Source organism: Haloplanus sp. C73, from assembly GCF_051195115.1.
GTDB lineage: Archaea > Halobacteriota > Halobacteria > Halobacteriales > Haloferacaceae > Haloplanus.
This window is the reverse complement of record NZ_JBNTJZ010000001.1, coordinates 165,780-185,149: the sequence shown is the minus strand read 5'-3', so window position 1 is coordinate 185,149 and position 19,370 is coordinate 165,780. Positions and strand designations below refer to the sequence as shown.

The 19,370-nt window shown below is 67.5% G+C and carries 20 protein-coding genes; 10 read left to right on the top strand and 10 right to left on the bottom strand.

Annotation, left to right across the window (positions count from 1 at the left end; all coding sequences use genetic code 11):
• The first annotated feature begins 208 nt into the window (after window positions 1-208).
• The gene (locus ACQUSQ_RS01005) at window positions 209-637 is read left to right on the top strand and encodes a universal stress protein (protein ID WP_435066625.1); all 429 of its coding nucleotides are present in this window, start codon (window positions 209-211) and stop codon (window positions 635-637) included.
• Window positions 638-643: 6 nt separating this feature from the next.
• Here the strand turns inward: ACQUSQ_RS01005 and ACQUSQ_RS01000 are convergent, their stop codons facing one another.
• From ACQUSQ_RS01000 to ACQUSQ_RS00985, 4 genes are all read right to left on the bottom strand, one after another.
• The gene (locus tag ACQUSQ_RS01000) at window positions 644-1,681 is read right to left on the bottom strand and encodes a pyridoxal-phosphate dependent enzyme (protein WP_435066624.1); all 1,038 of its coding nucleotides are present in this window, start codon (window positions 1,679-1,681) and stop codon (window positions 644-646) included.
• A 58-nt stretch (window positions 1,682-1,739) separates the two neighbouring features.
• The gene (locus tag ACQUSQ_RS00995; RefSeq protein WP_435066623.1) at window positions 1,740-4,376 is read right to left on the bottom strand and encodes a hypothetical protein; all 2,637 of its coding nucleotides are present in this window, start codon (window positions 4,374-4,376) and stop codon (window positions 1,740-1,742) included.
• A gap of 252 nt (window positions 4,377-4,628) precedes the next feature.
• Window positions 4,629-6,899 carry a CDC48 family AAA ATPase gene (locus tag ACQUSQ_RS00990; protein WP_435066622.1) on the bottom strand — a complete coding sequence of 757 codons (2,271 nt, stop codon included), beginning with the start codon at window positions 6,897-6,899 and terminating at the stop codon, window positions 4,629-4,631.
• Window positions 6,896-7,135 (bottom strand): DUF7127 family protein, encoded by a 240-nt coding sequence (locus tag ACQUSQ_RS00985; protein WP_435066621.1) that lies wholly within the window; start codon window positions 7,133-7,135, stop codon window positions 6,896-6,898. The genes ACQUSQ_RS00990 and ACQUSQ_RS00985 overlap by 4 nt, the downstream gene beginning before the upstream one ends.
• Before the next feature lie 169 nt (window positions 7,136-7,304).
• Here ACQUSQ_RS00985 and ACQUSQ_RS00980 point away from each other — a divergent pair, with 169 nt between their 5' ends.
• A complete protein-coding gene (locus tag ACQUSQ_RS00980) occupies window positions 7,305-8,072 on the top strand; it encodes an alpha/beta fold hydrolase (protein WP_435066620.1) in 768 nt (255 codons plus the stop codon).
• Here ACQUSQ_RS00980 and ACQUSQ_RS00975 read toward each other — a convergent pair whose 3' ends face one another.
• Entirely contained in the window at window positions 8,073-8,975 is a 903-nt protein-coding gene (locus tag ACQUSQ_RS00975) for a hypothetical protein (RefSeq protein WP_435066619.1), read from the bottom strand.
• Between the two features lie 81 nt (window positions 8,976-9,056).
• Between ACQUSQ_RS00975 and ACQUSQ_RS00970 the strand changes: the two genes are divergently transcribed.
• Window positions 9,057-9,293: a DUF5822 domain-containing protein gene (locus ACQUSQ_RS00970; RefSeq protein ID WP_435066618.1), complete on the top strand. Its 237-nt coding sequence runs from the start codon at window positions 9,057-9,059 to the stop codon at window positions 9,291-9,293.
• Window positions 9,294-9,661: 368 nt separating this feature from the next.
• Window positions 9,662-10,510: a translation initiation factor eIF-2B gene (locus tag ACQUSQ_RS00965; RefSeq protein WP_435066617.1), complete on the top strand. Its 849-nt coding sequence runs from the start codon at window positions 9,662-9,664 to the stop codon at window positions 10,508-10,510.
• Here ACQUSQ_RS00965 and ACQUSQ_RS00960 read toward each other — a convergent pair.
• Window positions 10,507-10,983, bottom strand: coding sequence for a GNAT family N-acetyltransferase (locus ACQUSQ_RS00960; RefSeq protein WP_435066616.1), 477 nt, complete (start codon window positions 10,981-10,983; stop codon window positions 10,507-10,509). The genes ACQUSQ_RS00965 and ACQUSQ_RS00960 overlap by 4 nt on opposite strands.
• Before the next feature lie 103 nt (window positions 10,984-11,086).
• On the opposite strand from ACQUSQ_RS00960, the gene ACQUSQ_RS00955 reads away from it, so the two are divergent.
• Both ACQUSQ_RS00955 and ACQUSQ_RS00950 read left to right on the top strand, forming a co-directional pair.
• Entirely contained in the window at window positions 11,087-11,497 is a 411-nt protein-coding gene (locus ACQUSQ_RS00955; protein ID WP_435066615.1) for an archease, read from the top strand.
• Window positions 11,498-11,532: 35 nt separating this feature from the next.
• Window positions 11,533-13,038 (top strand): RtcB family protein, encoded by a 1,506-nt coding sequence (locus ACQUSQ_RS00950; protein ID WP_435066614.1) that lies wholly within the window; start codon window positions 11,533-11,535, stop codon window positions 13,036-13,038.
• A 7-nt stretch (window positions 13,039-13,045) separates the two neighbouring features.
• On the opposite strand, the gene ACQUSQ_RS00945 is transcribed toward ACQUSQ_RS00950, so the two are convergent.
• Genes ACQUSQ_RS00945 through ACQUSQ_RS00935 form a run of 3 tightly spaced genes read right to left on the bottom strand, consistent with a single transcriptional unit; the run spans window position 13,046 to window position 15,760 of the window.
• A complete protein-coding gene (locus ACQUSQ_RS00945) occupies window positions 13,046-13,348 on the bottom strand; it encodes a hypothetical protein (RefSeq protein ID WP_435066613.1) in 303 nt (100 codons plus the stop codon).
• A 46-nt stretch (window positions 13,349-13,394) separates the two neighbouring features.
• Complete coding sequence (locus tag ACQUSQ_RS00940; protein ID WP_435066612.1) at window positions 13,395-14,999, bottom strand: hypothetical protein; 1,605 nt, start codon at window positions 14,997-14,999, stop codon at window positions 13,395-13,397.
• Entirely contained in the window at window positions 14,996-15,760 is a 765-nt protein-coding gene (locus tag ACQUSQ_RS00935) for an ABC transporter ATP-binding protein (protein ID WP_435066611.1), read from the bottom strand. Before ACQUSQ_RS00935 ends, ACQUSQ_RS00940 begins: the two co-directional genes overlap by 4 nt.
• Window positions 15,761-15,881: 121 nt before the next feature.
• On the opposite strand from ACQUSQ_RS00935, the gene ACQUSQ_RS00930 reads away from it, so the two are divergent.
• The 4 genes from ACQUSQ_RS00930 to ACQUSQ_RS00915 all read left to right on the top strand — a co-directional run bounded on the left by ACQUSQ_RS00930 (window position 15,882) and on the right by ACQUSQ_RS00915 (window position 18,704).
• Window positions 15,882-16,115 carry an LSM domain-containing protein gene (locus tag ACQUSQ_RS00930; RefSeq protein ID WP_435066610.1) on the top strand — a complete coding sequence of 78 codons (234 nt, stop codon included), beginning with the start codon at window positions 15,882-15,884 and terminating at the stop codon, window positions 16,113-16,115.
• A complete protein-coding gene (locus ACQUSQ_RS00925; RefSeq protein ID WP_435066609.1) occupies window positions 16,112-16,285 on the top strand; it encodes a 50S ribosomal protein L37e in 174 nt (57 codons plus the stop codon). Before ACQUSQ_RS00930 ends, ACQUSQ_RS00925 begins: the two co-directional genes overlap by 4 nt.
• A 127-nt stretch (window positions 16,286-16,412) precedes the next feature.
• Entirely contained in the window at window positions 16,413-17,891 is a 1,479-nt protein-coding gene (purF, locus tag ACQUSQ_RS00920; RefSeq protein ID WP_435066608.1) for an amidophosphoribosyltransferase, read from the top strand.
• 84 nt (window positions 17,892-17,975) lie between these two features.
• The gene (locus tag ACQUSQ_RS00915; protein WP_435066607.1) at window positions 17,976-18,704 is read left to right on the top strand and encodes a halocyanin domain-containing protein; all 729 of its coding nucleotides are present in this window, start codon (window positions 17,976-17,978) and stop codon (window positions 18,702-18,704) included.
• Here ACQUSQ_RS00915 and ACQUSQ_RS00910 read toward each other — a convergent pair.
• Entirely contained in the window at window positions 18,701-19,333 is a 633-nt protein-coding gene (locus ACQUSQ_RS00910) for a helix-turn-helix domain-containing protein (protein ID WP_435066606.1), read from the bottom strand. The two genes, ACQUSQ_RS00915 and ACQUSQ_RS00910, sit on opposite strands and share 4 nt — an antisense overlap.
• Between the last annotated feature and the right edge of the window lie 37 nt (window positions 19,334-19,370).

The window sequence follows — 19,370 nt, the reverse complement described above, 5'->3', positions numbered from 1 at the left end:
CGCCCCCGCACCCCGTCCCCAACTCGAGCGAACGAACATAGTAACACTCACGACTTGGGGGGACAAACTCATCCGGGCCTAATAACTTCGGTCCCGATTCGAGAGCGGTGACCACACGACGCCGCCGTTCGCCGCCCAGACGCCTCGAAATCGGCGATTGAATGGACTATGGTCCGGGATTAAGGGCGCCCCGCTCGTCTGTCGTGACATGTACGATACGATTGTGCATCCGACGGATGGCAGCCCGTGTGCGGACCGGGCACTCGACCACGCAATCGAACTCGCCACTCAGTACGACGCGGCGCTACACCTGCTCTACGTGGTCAGAGAGCCGGCGACGCCAGCGGCTCCCTCGGTGGGGACGGTCATCGAGGAACTCGAACAGACGGGCCGGGAGATTCTCGACAGCCGTCGCGAACGGGCCGAAGATGCCGGCGTCGCGGTGACGACCCACGTCGCCGACGGGCGCATCGAGGCGGAAATCGACAGCCTGCTCACGGAGACGGGGGCCGACCTCGTCGTGATGGGCACCCACGGGCGGTCGGGGCTGAACCGCTATCTCCTCGGGAGCGTCGCCGAGCGAGTGCTTCGAACGAGCACCGTCCCCGTTCTCGCGGTCACGCCCGACGAGGACTGAACGCGCTCACGCCGGGTCGCTTCGCAGGAGCGGCCCCGGTCGCTCCGGCGAGGCAGTCGCCGAGAGGTCGCGGTTCGGATACCGGTCGCCCCGGTCGGGGAACGGCACGACGACGACGTCGTCGCCGTCGAGTACGCCCATCGCCGTCAGTCGGTCGACCATGGCGAGGCAGGCGCCGCTCGACGGGCCGACGAGAAGGTCGCCATCGACCCGGAGGTGGTCACGGACGAACGACTCGGTCCACTGGCCCGAGTCGGCGATTCGGACCGGGCGGGCGGCGTCGCGACGGCGGAGCCACTCGACGTACCGGTACGCCACGTCAGTCGAGACGAACGACTGTGTCTCGACGGCCGCCGCGTCGTAGGTCCCCGGCACGTAGTGGCCCGTCGAGTGCATGTGTTTGAGACCGGCGATGTCGTGGTCGGGGGTCGCAGGCTCGAAGCCGTAGACGTCGACGCCGCGGTCGGCCAGCGCTCGCCCGACGCCGACGAGCGTCCCCCCCGTTCCCGCGCCGGCGACGAAGTGCGTCATCGCCCCGTCGGTCTGATTCCAGAGTTCGACGGCCGTCGTGCCGGCGTGAACACCCGGATTGGCCGGGTTCTCGTACTGGTTGAGATAGTGATACTCCTCGGGCGCGTCCCGGACTTTCGACCGGCAGGTTTCGACGAACGCGTCGTACCCTCGGTCGGGGTCGACGAACGTCGTCGTCGCGCCCGCGTCCTCGATGGCCTCTATCTTCCCGTCGCCCGCGTCCTCGGGGAGGACGATTTCGACGTCACAGCCGTGGGTGGCGCCGAAGCGAGCGACAGCCGTGCCGGTGTTCCCGCTCGACGCTTCGAGGAGCGTCCGCTCGCCGAAGTCGGACGCCGTCGCTCGGGCGGCGTCCAGCATCGACTTCCCGATACGGGTCTTGACCGACCCGCCACCGTGACTGGCCGTGGGCTGGTTGAACCACTCGACTTTCGCGTACAGCGTCGGCGGCGCGTCGACGTCGAGTTCGAGCAACGGCGTCTCGCCGACTGCGGACGGATTGGCACCGCTCATGCCAACCCTATCGACAGCCGGTCAAAAAGGCGCGCCGCCAAATCAGAAGAAGCGACCGCTAGTCTCGCCGGGCCAGCAAGAGCGCCGCGCCGAGCGTGGCGAGGACGGCGAGGAGGGCGCCGAAGCCGGGCGCTTGCGACCGCGTCTCGCCGGGCGTCGCCGTGGCAGTCGCGTCCTGAGACGTCTGTGCCTGCTGGTCGTCAGCCGCCGGCGTCGCCTGAGTGCCCCCGTCGCTCGTCGACTGCTCGTCGGCCGGCATCTCGGTCGTCTCGTCGGTGTCACTCGCGGTCATCTCGGCCGAGTCGCTCGCCGTCTGGACAGGTGCCGTGACGGCGAACAGCGAGGTTTCGGACGCGGTGGCCGAGAGCGTCACCGTGTCGGAGCTAGTCTCGGCGACGGTGGTGTCGAGTTCGACCCACTCGCCCGTTTCGCGGTCGTAGCGCGCGACGGTGAGCGCCTCGGGAGCGCTTTCGAACGCGTCGCGCGAGAGCGACGTGGAGAGGGTCGTCGGCTGGTCTTCGACTGCGGGCGGTCGCGTGACCGTCAGCGCGGTCACGACGTTCCCCGAGAGGTTCTCGGTCGCGTTGGGACGGGGCTGCGGGACGGCCACCCGAACGGCCCCGGCGCCGTCCGATTCGGCGGCGACGGTGACCGACTCGATGGCCGACGACCGCGTCAGGTCGACCGACGCCTGCTCGGTGGCGGGTGTGACCGTCGCGGCCGCGAACGCGGCGTCGTCGTCGGCCCGAATCTGGAGCGGGAGGTCCGTCGATGCGCGCTCGGTGTCCGTGCCGAGCGTCAGCGTCGTCTCGTACGTGCCCGCCTCCTCGGGGTTGGTAACCGGTCGAATCTCGACGACGAGGCGGTCACCGGCTTCGAGGGTGGGGATGCGGGAACTGTCCACGTCGGCGAGATTCAGGGCGACGGTGCCGTCGTCGGTGTTCACCGTGACGGCGTCCGTCCCGCCCATCCGCGACTTCACCGTGCCGTCGGCGCCGACGACGGTCAGAGTGGCGACGTTCTGGTCGTCGCTCACGGAACTGACGCTCCCGCCGGCGTCGAGGAAGGCGTCGCTGTATCCGATTTCGACGGTTCGGAGCGTCTCACCGGTGACGCTCGCCCCCTCGGGAACCGTCGTCGAGAGGGTGTGGACGCTCTCGCTGTCGCCGGTCCACGGGGGTGCGGCGACGGCGCTCGACGACGGTGGGCCGGGGAGGCCGACGGTCAGCGTGTCAGTCTGGTCGAGTGAGACGGTCGTCCCGTCGTCGGCGATGGTTTCGACCGTCGCCTCGAACGTGCCGCTCGTCTCCGCGACGTCCGTGGTGTACTCGTAGTGTCCGTCCTGTCGGCTGAGGTCGAAGTCCTCGCGGTCGAACGTCTCGTCGACTGGGCCGCTGACGGACACTTGCAGTTGGTCGAGGGTCATGTTCGTCGTCACGACGAGGTCGACGTCGACGCTGTGTGCGGTCAAGTCGACGTCCTCGACGGTGGGGTCCTCGTCGCCGGTGTAGGGCACGACGCCCTCGTTGTCGCCCCCGGCAGTCTCGTCGGTGCTACTGTCGCCGGACGCCGTGACCGACGTGACCGCCTGCTGAGACACGACAGTTCCATCACTGTCGACGGTCCGGACGTCGACGTCGTAGGTTCCGCTCGTGGCGTACGTGACGCTGGTGTCGACCGACAGCGTGGTGTCGACGCCGCCGCCACCGTCACCGCTCGTCGCGAACTTGACGGTGTCGTCGGTGCCGTCGTCGTCGAAGCCGTCGACCAGATTCGCGCTCGACGTGATGCTCGTCGCCGTCGAGTTGGCGTAGTTGACCGAGAGCCCCGACGCGAGCGCGTTCGGGAACTCGATGTAGTGAACGTCGGTGTCACCGTCCTGACTGAGGTTGGTGACGTCGTACGACACCACTTGGTTGTCGACGGTCGTTCCCGACTCGACCTGACTGGGCGTCGCGGAGCCGCCGGTGATGGCGAGCGAGTCGGAGACAGACACCGTCGTCGGGCCGAGCGTCTCGATACTGACGTCGTACTCGCCGGTCGAACTGAAGTTGGTTACGAACGTCGTGGTCGTGCTCTCGCCCGCGTCGAGCGTGCCGTTGTTGTACGCCTGCGTCGAGCCGTCCACCGTCAGCGAGGCGTTGTACGTGCCGCTCTCTCCGCCGGTGTTTTCGACCGTCGCAGAGACGCGAACGTCCTCGCCGGTGTCGACGGAGGTGTTGTTGACGGCGAAGTCGTCGTAGACGATGTTCGCAGGTTGCGTGATGGTGACGCTGTCGGTGAACTCCTGAAACTGGGCGTCGCCGGTGTCGTGCAGCGTCGCGTTCGCCGTGAAGTCACTACTCGGATTCGTGACGTTGCCGACGACGACGCGAACGCGGTCACCGTCGCTCAGGCTCTGTGAGTTCGAGAGCTTGAACTCGACGGTGCCGTCCGAGGCGCTGAACTCCGTGATGCCGTCCGTGTACTCGCCCCCGTCGATATACACAGTGATATCGCCGGAGCCGACGGCGCTGACGTTCGCCGGCGAGAGATGCACGTCGACGTACTGGAGCGTGTCACTATTGTTGAGTTCGACGTTACCCTCCGCGGTGTACGTGACGTTCGTCGCGTCCGCTGTCGAGTCGTCCGGGCTGATCGAGACGTTCGTCGCGGCGGCCGCAGCGCCGCTGATGGTGACGACCGAAAACACCATCAGTAGACAGAGTGCCACCGCGCGTGAGCTATGATTGGTCATGATGGGGGGAACGAGCGACCGTATCGGGGTCGCTCCGTACTACCAAATCACGTCTCTCAGCGTATGACGAGCCTGCCTACGTGCTTAGCGGTGAATCGGTGGTTCCGCTATCGACCGGCGCAGAGACACCTATCGTCTTAGGTGCGAGTCGTTGCGACCCCCCTCAGCGATGGGGCTGATAAAAAATGACCGTCGAATCGAGCGAGCCGATTAGTGGAACGTCCGGCTCGTCTCCTGCTGGCCGCCGACGTCCGGCTCCTCGTTCGTGAAGCGCTGCTCGATTTCGCTGTAGCGCTCGCGCGTCTCCTCGGTGACGCTCGCGGTCACTTCCGCCAGCGCCTGCTCGAAGTGGTCCATCGTGATGCGGACGTTGCTCAGCGACTCGCCGATTTCCTCGGGCGAGACGCTGTGGATGAACTCGCGGCTGGCGGCCATCGACGCCTCGCGGCAGACGGCCTCGATGTCGGCGCCGACGTAGTTCTCGGTGCGGCGCGCGAGACTGTCGAGGTCGACGTCGTCAGCGAGCGGCTTGTCGCGGGTGTGGACCTCGAAGATGGCGCGGCGCGCCGTCTCGTCGGGCACCGGGACGTGGACGTGTCGGTCCAGTCGGCCGGGGCGCAGGAGCGCCGAATCGATGAGGTCGGGGCGGTTCGAGGTGGCGATGACCACCACGTCCTCCAGCGTCTCCAGCCCGTCGAGCTCCGTCAGGAGCTGCGAGACGACGCGCTCGGAGACGCCCGAGTCGCCGGAGTTGCGACCCCGCTCGGTCGCGATAGCGTCGATTTCGTCGAAGAAGATTACCGTCGGGGCGTTCTCGCGAGCCTTGCTGAAGATTTCGCGAACGCCTTTCTCCGACTCACCGACGTACTTGTCGAGGAGTTCCGGTCCCTTCACCGAGATGAAGTTGGAGTCGGCCTCGTTGGCGACGGCCTTCGCGAGCAGGGTCTTCCCCGTGCCCGGCGGGCCGTACATGAGGACGCCCTTCGCGGACTCCATGTCCATGGCCTCGAACACCTCGGGGTAGTCGAGCGGCCACTGGATGGTCTCGCGGAGGCGCTCTTTCGTGTCCGCCAGTCCGCCGACGTCCTCCCAAGTGACGTCGGGCACTTCGACGAACACCTCGCGGAGCGCGGAGGGCTCGATGCCTTTCAGCGCCTCTTGGAAGTCGTCCTCGTCGACTTCGAGGGATTCGAGGATTTCGGCGTCGATTTGGTCGGCGTCGAGGTCGATATCCGGGCGGATGCGTCGGAGGGCGCTCATCGCGGCCTCCTTCGCGAGGCTTTCGAGGTCAGCACCCACGTAGCCGTGGGTCGACTCGGCGAAGGCGTCGATGTCGACGTCCTCGGCGAGGGGCATGTTGCGGGTGTGGACCTGAAGGATTTCACGGCGACCGTCGCGGTCCGGGACGCCGATTTCGATTTCGCGGTCGAAGCGGCCACCGCGGCGGAGCGCGGGGTCGATGGCGTCGACGCGGTTGGTCGCGCCGATGACCACGACTTCGCCCCGCTCTTCGAGGCCGTCCATCAGCGAGAGCAACTGGGCGACGACGCGGCGCTCCACGTCGCCACCGGCCTCACCGCGCTTGGGCGCGATGGAGTCGATTTCGTCGATGAAGACGATGGCGGGAGCGTCCTCCTCGGCCTCCTCGAACACCTCGCGGAGTTGCTCCTCGCTCTCGCCGTAGTATTTCGACATAATCTCCGGCCCACTGATGTTGTGGAAGGAGGCGTCGATTTCGTTGGCGACGGCCTTGGCGATGAGCGTCTTCCCCGTGCCCGGCGGGCCGTGCAGGAGCACGCCCTTCGGCGGGTCGATGCCCAGCCGGCGGAACAGTTCGGGGTGGCGCATCGGCAGCTCTATCATCTCGCGAACCTGTTCGAGTTCGCGGTCGAGACCACCGATGTCCTCGTAGGTCACGTCCGGCGTGTCGGCCGGACCCTCCCCCTCTGCGGTCTCGCGAATCTGCTCGGCGGGCTTCTCGCTGATGACGATTTCGGTCGAGTCGGTGACGACGACCGTCCCCGAGGGGTCGGTGTCGGCTACCTTCAGCGGAAGCGCCTGACTCTGGCGGCCGCTCATGAAGCCGAAGCCGAAGGGGACGCGAAGCGTCTGGCCCTTCGTAATCGGCTTGTCCGTCAGCTTGTCGCGGAGGTAGTGACCGATGTCGCCCCGAATACCGATTTGCTGGGGGAGCGCGACGGTCACCGTCTCGGCCGGCTTCACTTCGGCCTTCTCGACCTCGACGCGGTCGTCGATGCCGACGTTGGCCTGCTGGCGAAGCTGACCGTCGATGCGGATGATGCCCGCGCCTTGGTCCTCGGGGTGACCGGGCCAGACGCGTGCGATGGCGGTGCCTTCCTTCCCCTCGATGCGGATGTAGTCACCGACTTCGAGCCCCATCTCGGAGACGGCCGCGCGGTCGATAGCGGCGAGTCCGCGACCGGCGTCCTTCTGTTTCAGGGGTTTGACGGTGAGCTTCATTGGCTCCCCCGCACGACGAGCACGCCGTTGTTCGTCTCGACGTCCTCGGCGGTGCCGGGAACGTCGAACTCGAGTTCGGTCTGGCCGTCGACGAGGACGATAGCCGTCCCACCGGCCACGTCGACGTCCAGCCGGTCGTCGCCAACGCCGATGTCCGCAGCGACAACCCACTCACCATCGTAATCGTACCGGCGAACGAACTGCTCGTTCTCACCGGTGTATTGTTGGCTTACCATGTTGATTCCTAACCACACGTTAGCCACGCAGATATATAAATCTTTGTCCTAAAAATCGCCAGACGGCGACTGTCTCGTGAAATCGCCGTCGTATTGCGGTTCACACTCGGTGGAAGACACCAGTTCGACCGTCGGGCGGGTTTATACGGCCGCCCGCGTTACTCGTACTATGGAGACGGTCACACACCACGGCCGGGAGACGTCGTACCGCCGATACGACCGCGGCGGCGACGGCGAACCGGTCCTCTGTGTCCACGGGAGCGGGGGGTCACACGCGGTCTGGGAGCCGCTAGGGGGACTCGACGGCGACCGGCCCCTGATTGCACTCGATTTGAGCGGGCACGGCGACAGCCCGGACATCGCCGCCACGGCGGGGTACGAGGCGCTCTCGGCGTACGTCGACGACACGCTCGCCGTCGCCGAGGCCACCGACGCCGGCGTCCTGTGTGGCAACGCCCTCGGCGGCGCCGTCGTGTTGACGCTCCTCCTCGAACGCGAGTTCGACGCGTCGGCCGTCGTCCTCACCGGTACGGGCGCGCGCTTGGCCGTCATGGACGACCTTCTCCGGTGGCTCCAGTCGGATTTCGAGCGCGCCATCGAGTTCCTCAGCGGCCCGGACCGCTTCTTTCACGACCCCAGTTCGGCGCCGGTCGATGTCTCGACCGACGCGCTCCGGACCGCGGGCCGAGCCGTTACGGAACGCGACTTCCGGACCTGCCACGAGTTCGACGTCCGGGGGCGACTGGACGAGATTTCGACGCCGGCGCTCGCGCTCGCCGGCGAGTACGACCGGCTCACCCCGCCGTGGTATCACGAAGCGCTCGCCGAGCGGATTCCGAACGGGGAGTGGGAAACCGTCGACGACGCCGCCCACCTCGCCATGCTCGAACGCCCCGACGCGTTCGACGCCCCCGTGTCGGCGTTTCTCGACGGGTAGTTACCACGCCTGCGCGCCCGCCTCGCTCACCACGACGACTCGATTCGCCACGAGCAGGCACGCGTACGCGAGCGCCGGTGACACGAGCGAGTCGGTTCGGCGGTAGGCCTCGGCGGCGACGCCGAACGTGGCGACCTGTGTGAGCGCGAACAGCGCACCCGCTACCGACGTGACCGAGACGACGGCCGCGAGGGCGACGACGCCGAGACCGGCCACGAACGGTATCGCAGCGAGAAACCGCACGCGCCGCCGGTCGGTCCGCGTCGCGACGGCCCGATACACCACGAGCGCACCCATCAACGCCACGAGCGCCGCGAGTTTGCCCACATCCGGCGCCGGCGCGACGGTTCCGGTCGTGTCCACCAGCGCGAACGCGGTCACGAGCGTCGTCGCCACGGCGGCCAACGCGTCGCCACCCGCGCGCTCGAAACTCCCCTGTATCAGCACCTGCGACACCACCACGAGCGCCGGGACGCGAACGGCGAGCGTGAGCGCGGAAAGTGCCACGATAGGCCCGAGCGGCGGCGAGGCGGCGACGGCGGTCAGCGTCAGCGAGTTGTACGGGACGCCCGTGACGACGCCGACGAGTTTGGTGCACGCGACGAGCACGGCGGGGACGGCACCGGCCGCGGCGAGCGTCCATCGCTCCGACCACGCCGGGCGCGCCAGTCCGACGTGGACATGGCGAGCGGCGACGTAGACGGCGGCACCGACGACCAAGCCGCCGAGAAACAGAGTGCCGAAGAGCGCACCGTCGCGGAGGAGCGACGACCCCGACCCGACGACGCGAAGGAGGCGCCCGACGAGCCGATACCACAGGGTGACGCCGACGAGAAGACCGCCGACGAGTGCGAACTCGGTGACGAGCGGTGACCACGGCCGGGTGGAGGGCGAGGGAGACACGGCCGGGGTGTCGACGGCGGCACACTTAATCACCCTGCCACGAACCGCCACACCTTACTCGCTCGCCGGGGTACTGCGGGTGTGCCACGCCGCGTCGAGCGTACCGACCCCGACGGCGTCGACTTCGGGTGGGTGATGCAGGTGACGTTCGTGACGACCATCGTCGCCGGCGCGCCACTCGTCGCGCTTCTCTCGACGACGACGACGCTCCCGACGTGGGGCGCTCGCGCCGCCTTCGCCGTCCGCGTCGGCGCCCTCGTCTGGTTCGTCACCGCGTTGCTCGCGTACGCCTACGCCCGCCGCGCCGCGGACCGATAGAGTACTGTTCAGATTAGGGCGATTGGATTGCGGACACCTCGAAAGCCCCCAGCGTCTCGGCTCCCGGGACTCGCTGCGCTCCTCACTGCGTTGCGGTGCTTGCTTCATCCGGGTTCGCCGAGACGCTGGCCCCTTTCAGTCCCGCCCGGCGGTGGCTGGTTGACCAGCCGATGCGGGCGGGACTGAAAGGGGCGCCTCGCTGGAGGAAGGCGGCCGACGCAAGCACGCGACCGAAGGGAGCGCGCACAGCGAGGCTCCCGACTCCAGCGAGGCGGGGCTTTCGAGGTGGTCCCAGTTTCATCCGCTTATCTGAACACTACCACCGATAGAGCCGGAAAGGCTTTGCCGCCCACACGACACCTCCCGATATGATTGACGAGACTATCGAGGAGATTCAGCGGATGCAGACCCACAGTTCGTCGGTAGTCGCCATCAAGGCCACCGTCGCGCTGGGTGAACTCCTCGACCGGGACTACCGAAACGTGGAGGACTACGAGCGCGACTTGGAGCGCAACGCGGGCGCGCTCCGCCGGGCCAACCCCTCCCACGCCTCCCTCCACAAGGCGATGCAGGACGTCGTCGACCACGTCCTCGGCTCGGCCGACACCGTCGAGGACGCGAAGGAGCGAACCCGCGAGGAAATCGACCGCATCGTCGAGGAGATAGAGACGGGCAAGAGCCGCGCCGCCGACCACGCCGCCGACACCTTCACCGACGGCGAAACCTTCCTCACCCACGACTACTCCTCGACGGTCCTCCAAGCCGTCGAAACCGCCGCTGCCGAGGGCGCCCACCTCACCGCCTACGTCACCGAGGCCCGCCCCCGCTATCTCGGCCGCAAGACTGCGCGCCAACTCGCCGAGATGGACCGCGTCGACCCCCATCTCCTCGTCGACAGCGCCGCCGGGCACATCCTCGACCGATGCGAGCGAGTGCTCGTCGGCATGGACTGCATCGTCGAGGACACGCTCTACAACCGCGTCGGCACCTTCCCCATCGCCGCCGCGGCGAACGTCGTCGGCGTCCCCGTCACCGTCGTCGGGTCACAGTCGAAAATCATCGAGGACGACTTCGTCTTCGAGAACGAGGAGCGCGAACCCGCCGAAATCATCCGCGAACCCGTCGAAGGCGTCGAAATCGAGAACCCGGCGTACGACGCGACGCCGATGACTCTCGTCGACAGCGTCGTGACCGACCAAGGGTTCTACGAGTTCTAGCGCCGAATCAACTCTGAGAGACGGTCACGAAGCCGTTCGTCCGGGCCGAGCCGAAGGTAGTACGCGTCGCCGTCGTCCTCGTAGTAGCTCTCGATGCGACGCTTGATTTCGAAGCCAATCGACTCGTAGAAGGAGAGTGCGGGGTCGTTGGTCGCTCGCGCGTGGCAGGTGACCGTTCGGTGTTCCTCGGCCACTTCCGCGACGAGTCGGCGGCCGAAGCCCTCGCCGCGGCGCTCGGGCGCGACGGCGAGAAAGAGGATGTAGCCGTCGCGGCGCACCGTCGCGAAGCCGACGAGGTCGGTGTCGAGATAGAGCAGATGCGTCGTCGCTCGACGATAGGCGTCCATAAAGAAGCGCTTGCGTTGCTTGAGAACCCCTTCGCGCCGGCGAATGCGCTCTTTGAGCTCCCAGGCCTCGTCGGCGTACTCGGTCGCGCCGGGGCCATCGACGCGTTTCTCGACGGTGACGCTCACTACCGCAGTTCTAGCGGGGCCGGACAATATAACTTCACCGTCATCGACCATCGTCGCCGGCTTTGGAGGGAACCGTTTTGGCCCTCCCCCGACAGGAGCCGGCATGGGCTACGAACTCCGCCCCCACACCGCCGACGTGGCCGTGGCGGCGACGGGCGCGACGCTCGGGGAGACGTTTGCCGCCGCCGCCGACGGCCTCGCCGCGGCCATGTGCGACCAGATTCCCGAGAGCGGCGAGCGCTTCTCGCTCACCGTCCGCGCCGAGGGACTGGAGGCGCTACTCTTTGACTATCTCGACCAACTCATCTACGAGCGCGACGTGCGGGGCGTCCTCCCCGTCGCGAACGAGGCGACGGTCCGCGAGAGCGACGGGGAGTGGGTCGTCGAAGCCAGCGCCCGCGGCGTGCCCTTCGACGACGTCTCCGCGCGCGACGTGAAGGCCGTCACCTACTCCGAGATGCGAATCGAGGAGACAGAGACGGGCTGGGAGGCCTACGTCGTTCTCGACGTGTAGTAACGTATTCCCGCGTCGGTCACGTCGGCCCGAGTATGACCACGCGCGAAATCGGCGGCATCCGGCTCGAACAGGTCCGGGAGTTCGTCTGGGAGATTCCACAGGAGGGCGAGATGCGCGTCCCCGCCCGCGTCCTCGCCAGCGAGGCGCTACTCGACGAGATTGGCGAGGACAAGACGCTCCAGCAACTCAAAAACGCTACCCACCTCCCCGGCATGACGGACCACGCCATCTGTATGCCCGACGGCCATCAGGGCTACGGCTTCCCCGTCGGCGGCGTCGGCGCCACGGACGCCCAGACCGGCTGTATTTCGCCGGGAGCGGTCGGCTACGACATCAACTGTGGGGTTCGGATGATGCGAACGAACCTCACCTACGACGACGTTCAGGGCCGCGAGGAGGAACTCGTCGAGGCGCTGTTCGCCAACGTTCCCTCGGGCCTCGGCGGCGGCGGCGTCGTCGACGGCGACCGGGAGACGATAGAGGCCGTCCTCGACCGCGGCGTCGACTGGGCGCTCGAAGCCGGGTGGGCCGTCCCCGCAGACTTGGAACACTGCGAGGACGAGGGGCGGCGCCCGGATGCCGACCCCAGCGCCGTCTCCCAGAAGGCCAAAGACCGCGGGAAGAACCAACTCGGTAGCTTGGGAAGCGGGAACCACTTCCTCGAAATCCAGCGCGTGACCGACATCTACCGCGAGGGCGTCGCCGATTCGTACGGCCTCGAACCCGACCAGATAGTCGTCCTCATCCACTGCGGGAGCCGCGGTCTGGGCCACCAGACCTGCACCGACTACCTCCGGAAAATCGAGCAGGAACACGAGGACCTTCTCGACAGCCTGCCCGACAAGGAACTCGCGGCGGCGCCCGCCGGGTCGGACCTCGCCGAGGCGTACTACGGCGCCATGTGTGCCTGCATCAACTTCGCGTGGGTGAACCGCCAACTCATCATGCACCGAGTCCGGCAGGTGTTCGAGCGCGTGTTCGACCGCTCGTGGGAGTCGATGGATATGCACCTGCTGTACGACGTGGCCCACAACATCGCCAAGAAGGAGGTTCACGAGGTCGGACTCGATGCGCAGGGACGGCCGGCGAAAGCGGGCGACGCCGTCGAGCGAGAGGAGCGCGAACTCTACGTCCACCGAAAGGGCGCGACGCGGGCGTTCCCCGCTGGCCACCCGGAGGTGCCGACGGCCTACCGCGACGTGGGCCAACCGATTATCATCCCCGGCAGCATGGGCGCGGGGAGCTACGTCCTCCGCGGCGGCGAGTCGTCGCTCGACCTTACCTTCGGCTCGACGGCCCACGGCGCCGGCCGGCTCATGAGCCGAACGCAGGCCAAACAGGAGTTCTGGGGCGAGACGGTGCAGGACGAACTCCGCGAGCAGAATCAGGTGTACGTGAAGGCTCAGAGCGGCGCGACGGTGGCGGAGGAGGCCCCCGGCGTCTACAAGGACGTCGACGAGGTGGTCCGTGTCTCGGACGCCCTCGGCATCGGCGACAAGGTGGCCCGCACCTTCCCCGTCTGTAACATCAAGGGGTAACCGCCGCTCAGCGCCCGATTCTGACGTACTCGCTCTCGGCGCGGGGCGTGACCTCCTCGCCGTCCTCGTACCGGACGTAACTCAGATAGAACGGCTCGCCACACCCGGTCGCGTCGTCGTCGCGGAGCGTGCCGTCGTCGCCACAGACGAAGCGGACGCCGTCGGCGGCCTCGATGTCGCCGTCGGCGTCGGCGTACTCCCACCCAACGAGCGGATAGGGCGTCACCGACTTGTCGGCGAGATACCCCTCGCGTTCGAGTTCGACGATGGCCTCGCAGTGCGGACAGTGGTAGGTGACGGGATAGCTCATGGTCGCCGTAGGGGCGAGACGAACTTATACCGTCTGCCCGCGCGGGTCAGGCCATCGTGTACCGACGGTAGCGCCGAACGGCGTAGCGATACGACCCCAGCGACACGAGCGCGGTGAACAGAGCGTAGCCGCCCGCGACGCTGAGCGCGACGGGCGTGAGGGCGAGCGCACCGGTGAGCGCGAACCACGTCGCGGCCAGACAGATGAGGGTCCCGGCGCCGACGACGGCGAGATACGCCAACATCACGAGCGTCGACGGAACGACGGTTTCGGTGCCCCAGAACGTCCGTGCCTCGTAGACGGGGTAGGCGCAACCGAGGCCGACTGCGAACAGCGACGCGGCGAGACAGGTGCCGGTCCCGAGCGCGGCGAGGGCGACGGCCGAGTGCGGGGCCGTCCCGAACGGGACGGACGCGAACGGCACGACCACCGCAATCGGGAGGCCGACGGCGAGGCCGGCGAGGACGCGCCCCCGGACGAGCGTCCCCGGCGACCGCTCGGTGAGCAGGAGCAGGGGGAGCGTCGACTCGTCGTCGCCGAGCGGGTTCAAGCCGAAGACGGCGCCGGCGAGATAGGTTCCCAGTCCGACGCCCGCCGCGGCGACGAGGACGGCGAGGGCGTCGCCCGACGACTCCGCCATCGTCGTCCCGATGGGACCGAGGAAAAACAGCACCATCACGAGATGGGCGAACTCCTGTGGCTGCCGAGCCGCGCGGACGAGGTGGCTCCACGCGATGCGACCCGCCGGCCGCCACGCGAAGGGACGCGGGACGTCGAACCAGCCCGACGACGAGGCGCGTGTGGCGTCGCGGGTCGGCGCGTCGGTGAACCAGAGGGTCGAAGCCTGTCGCGTCGCGGCCGCGAGTCCGAGCGGGATGAGCGCGAGACAGGCGAGGCCGACGGCGAGGGCGGAGGCGGTGGGCGGGCGGCCGAGCGGCGTGGGGACGAGGGCGAGTGCGACGTAGTCGGCCACCGGCGGGACGGTGAGCCGCGAGGCGAGCGTCGAGAGCGACGCGCCGTACTCGACGAGGACGCGCCCGGCGAACTGCGACCCGGCGATGACGGCGACCATCGCAAGGACGCCCCCCGCTTTCGCGACGCGTCGGAGGCTGGGGAGTCGGCGGAAGGCGCGCAGGAGGCCGAGTCCGAGCGCGTACCCGCAGGTGGACGCGGCACAGACGAGCGGGAGGGCGACGAGCGGGGCCGAGACGAGGAGGGCGGGCGCGCCGAGTCCGAGCGCGAAGGCGGCGACGACGGCCACGAGCGGCACGCCGAACCACGCCCCGAGTCGAGCGAGTTCGCCCCCGACGAGGCCGACGACGACGGCGCGCGGATGGACAGTCAGCAGCACGAGCGGTTCGGCGTCGATGCGGCTGAGACGCTCCATCGTCCGGAGGACGGCGAGGCCGAGGAGGAAGACAGGTATCGCCGTTGCCCCCGCGCCGAACAGCGGAATCGCGTCGGGAGAGGTGGCCGTCAGCCCGACGGCGTACGCCGCGGGGAGAGCGAGCAGCAGGTAGCCGCCGAAAAACAGGACGGCGACCCCGAGGCCGACGAGACGGCGCGTGTTCTGGGCGTAGCGGCGGATGCTCCGCCGGAACTCGGCGCGGGCGATGCGACGGCCGTGGCGGAGGTCACGGCGCAGGCTCATGCATCCTCGGCCGCGTCGGGGCGGTCGGCGGCGCCGGTGACGGCGAGGAAGGCGTCTTCGAGCGACGCGCTCGCCCCCGTCTCGGCGCGGGCGGTTACCTCCTCGGGCGTCCCCTCCGCGACCAGTCGCCCGTCGAACAGCACTCCGACTTCGTCGGCGACGGCCTCGACGACGGACAGGATATGCGTCGACAGGAAGACGGTCGTGCCCGCGTCGGCGAAGTCGGTAATCGACTCGCGGATGCGGCGGGCGGCGCGCGGGTCCAGTCCGGAGGTGGGTTCGTCGAGAAAGAGCACGTCGGGGTCGTGCAGGACGCTCTGGATGAACGCCGTCTTCTGTCGCATCCCCTTCGAGTAGGACCCGAGACGGCGGTCGGCGTCGGCCGCGAGGTCGAACCGGTCGAGGTAGGTGTCGATTCGGTCGCGGGCGTCGGCGATGTCCCGGAGGTCGGCGACGTAGTCGAGTTGTTCGCGAGCGCTGAACTCGTCGTACAGCGGCGGCGTCTCGGGGAGATAGCCGATACGGGGGGCGAGCGCCCGCCGGTCGGTGGCGGGAACGCCACACACGCTAACGGAGCCGGAATCGGGGGTCGACAGTCCGGTCAGGAGTCGCATGGTCGTCGTCTTGCCGGCGCCGTTGGGGCCGAGAAAGCCGTACACCGTTCCGGCGGATATCGAGAGCGAGACGCCGTTGAGAGCGACTTTGTCGCCGTAGCGCTTCCGCAGGTCGGCGGCGTCGACGGCGGGAGTTGTGGAGGGCATGACGTGTGCCGGTTTCACACGGCCGCGCCTAATCGTTACGACTCCGCAAGCGGCTGTCGGGGCGGGAGCGGCGTGACGACCTTCGGTACGTTTATTATTCCCACCCCCCGCCTTTGTTGCCATGAGCGGACGACCCCTCGACGTGCTGGAGGCCTCACTCGACGAGGAAGTGACGGTGCATCTCAAGGACGGCCGAGCGTTTCACGGCGTTCTCGGCGGCTACGACCAACACATGAACGTCGTCCTCGACCCGGCCGACGAGGTTGGCGAGGGTATCCTCGGCGAACCGGAAATCGAGTCGGTCGACAACACAACCATTATACGCGGCGACAACGTCGTGACGATAAGTACATGACGGGAGCAGGAACGCCGAGTCAGGGCAAGAAGAACAAGACGACCCACGTCAAATGTCGACGCTGCGGTGAGAAATCGTACCACGTTCGGAAGAAGGTCTGCTCGTCGTGTGGCTTTGGCAAATCGGCCAAACGCCGCGACTACGAGTGGCAGGGCAAAGCCGGCGAGTAACTCTTTCGGCGTTTCTACGTTCTGCTGCCGTTTGAGCGGCTGAACCGCCGTGTTCTGATTCGGCAAAACCACCTGTAATCGAGCCTAATAGCGTGGCTTTTTACCCCGCGGCATACAACGAACATCCATGGCACACGGGCGGGACCACCGTACCCCGAACGGGATGACCGAGAAGTGTGGCGTCGTCGGGGTCTCACTGTCAGACCGCGGCGCCGCCCGGCCCCTGTATTACTCCCTCTACGCGTTACAGCATCGAGGACAGGAGTCGGCAGGTATCGTGACACACGACGGCTTTCAGCAACACAGTCACGTCGAAATGGGCCTCGTCGGCGACGCCTTCGACGCCGACGACCTCGACCAGTTGAACGGGACGGCGGGCATCGGTCACGTTCGCTACCCCACGTCCGGCGGCGTCAACGCCTCGTGCGCCCAGCCGTTCTCCGTCTCGTTCAAGTCGGGGTCGCTCGGCCTCGCGCACAACGGCAACCTCGTCAACGCCGAGGAGATTCGCTCGGAACTGGAGGCGCTGGGACACGCCTTCACGTCCACCGGCGACACCGAGGTTATCGCCCACGACCTCGCGCGCAACCTGTTGGAGGAAGACTTGGTGCGTGCAGTCAAACGGACCATGGGCCGCATTCACGGCTCCTACGCGCTGACGATTATGCACGACGAGTCCGTTCTGGGCGTTCGTGACCCTGAGGGGAATCGCCCGCTCTGCATCGGAAAACTCGAAGACGGGTACGTTCTGGCGTCGGAATCGGCGGCCATCGACACGCTCGACGGCGAACTCGTCCGCGACGTGAACCCGGGCGAACTCATCGTCCTCGAACCGGACGGAAGCGGGTTCGACTCCTATCAACTCGTCGACCGAGACGACACGGCCCACTGCTTTTTCGAACACGTCTACTTCGCCCGCCCGGACTCGATTATCGACGACCAGCTCGTCTACGACGTGCGACGCGAACTCGGGAGCGAACTCTGGGCCGAGAGCGGCATCGAGACGGACGTCGTGATGCCCGTCCCCGACTCGGGGCGCTCGTTCGCGTCGGGCTACGCGGAGGCCGCAAACGCCGACGGCACCGACGTGGAGTTCGCGGAGGGGCTGATGAAAAACCGCTACGTCGGGCGGACGTTCATCATGCCGACACAGGACGAACGCGAGCGGGCGGTCCGGCTGAAGCTCAACCCGATTCGGAGCACGGTCGAAGGCCAAACCGTCACCATCATCGACGACAGCATCGTCCGGGGCACCACCTCGACGCAACTCGTCGACTTGGTGCGTGACGCCGGCGCCGAGGAGGTCCACGTCCGCATCGGCGCGCCGCCAATCGTCGCCCCGTGTTACATGGGTATCGACATGGCGAGCCGTGACGAACTCATCGCGGCCGACCAGAGCGTCGAGGACATCCGCGAGACGATTGGCGCCGACAGCCTCTCGTATCTCTCTATCGACGCCATTGCCTCCGTCCTCGGGCGGACGAAAGGCGACCTCTGTCTCGGCTGTGTGACCGGCGAGTACCCCTACGATATCGAGGGGGAACAGACCGACCGCGACGTGAATCGCCCCACCGTCGGCGGGGAGTCCGCGCCAGCCGACGACTGAAACCCGGGCACGACGGCCGGGATTCCGGCAAACGAGACGAAACCGGCAACATTTTTGAGGGGTCGTGCTTAGGGGGTAGCGACCATGAGCGACGAACGCGACGCTCGGCTGGGACGGCGAGGGCTGCTACGGGCGGGTGCCGGCACGGTCGGAGCCGGACTCGTCGGTGCAGGTGTGAGTGGAACCGCAGCGGCACAGTCAGGCCCATTCGGCGGCTGGATGAGCGACGTGAGTAACTACGACGGCGTGCACGACATGACGGGCCAGAGCGAGGTAACCGTCGACGTCGGCGCCGAGGCGAATCAGGCCGCGTACGGCTTCGGCCCCGCGGCGATTCAGGTCGACCCCGGCACGACTGTCGTCTGGGAGTGGACGGGCGAAGGCGGGATGCACAACGTCGTCGCCGAATCCGGCGGCGACTACTCGAGCGAACTGGCACAGGAAGCCGGCTACACGTTCGAACACGTCTTCGAATCCGGCGGCGTCAGCAAGTACTACTGCCAGCCCCATCAGGCCATGGGCATGAAAGGCGTCGTCGTCGTCGGCGACAACGTCCCTTCGAGCGCCGAAGTCGTCAGCGGCGGCGGTGGCGGCGGTGGCGGAGGCGGCGGCGAGGGCGGAAGCGGCGGTGAAGGCGGTAGCGGCATGGGTCAGGGCGGCTTCAACATGTCGCTGATGGTCGGTGGCTCGCTGGTCGCCGCCTTCCTCTCACCAATCGTCTTCGGCCTCATACTGATGCTCCGCGACACGGGCGACCAGTCGCCCGAGGAGGCAGGTGGCGCAGGACACGGCGGCGCGAGCCACGAAGACTAGCTCGGTCCGTCGGCGGCGAAGGCGCGAATAATCGCGCTCTCGGCGCGGTGGAGACGCTCGCTGGCGGTCGATTTTGCGATATCGAGTTGGTCGGCGAGTTCCGTCAGCGTGCAGGTCCGGGGCGTGTCGTAGTACCCCTCCTCGATGGCCGTCTCTATCAGGTGTCGCTGCGCCTCGGTCACGACTGACTCGGAGTCGATGGTCGTGCGGACGGACCGGACGTCGAACTCCAACCCGAGCGTCCGGAACTGTTCGGCGAGCGACGAGAGCCGGTCCCGTGGCGCCGTGATTTCGAGGGTCGCGATGCCGTCCGTTATCGTCACCGGTGGCTCGAAGGGAGCACGGGAGTTGCGAATGGAGAGGAGAAGTAGCGGGTCGTCAGTCTCGAACTGGACGAGCGCTCGGTCGTCGCCGCGATAGAGCGTCTCGAACACCCGGACACCGGGCGTCTCGTCGAGGCGGGTGAGCACGGTGCCGATGTCGTCGGCCGTGATTTCGACCAGACCGACGCCGGTTTCGTCGTCCGGAAGCGCCGCCAGAACGCGAAAGGTTGCGTCGGGAAATCGCGTCGAGATGTCGGCTATCCAGATGTCGTCGGGGAGCGTAACCGCGAGCGTCGCCGTGGGCATACCCCCACTCTTTGGCGCCGCGGACATATACGGTCCG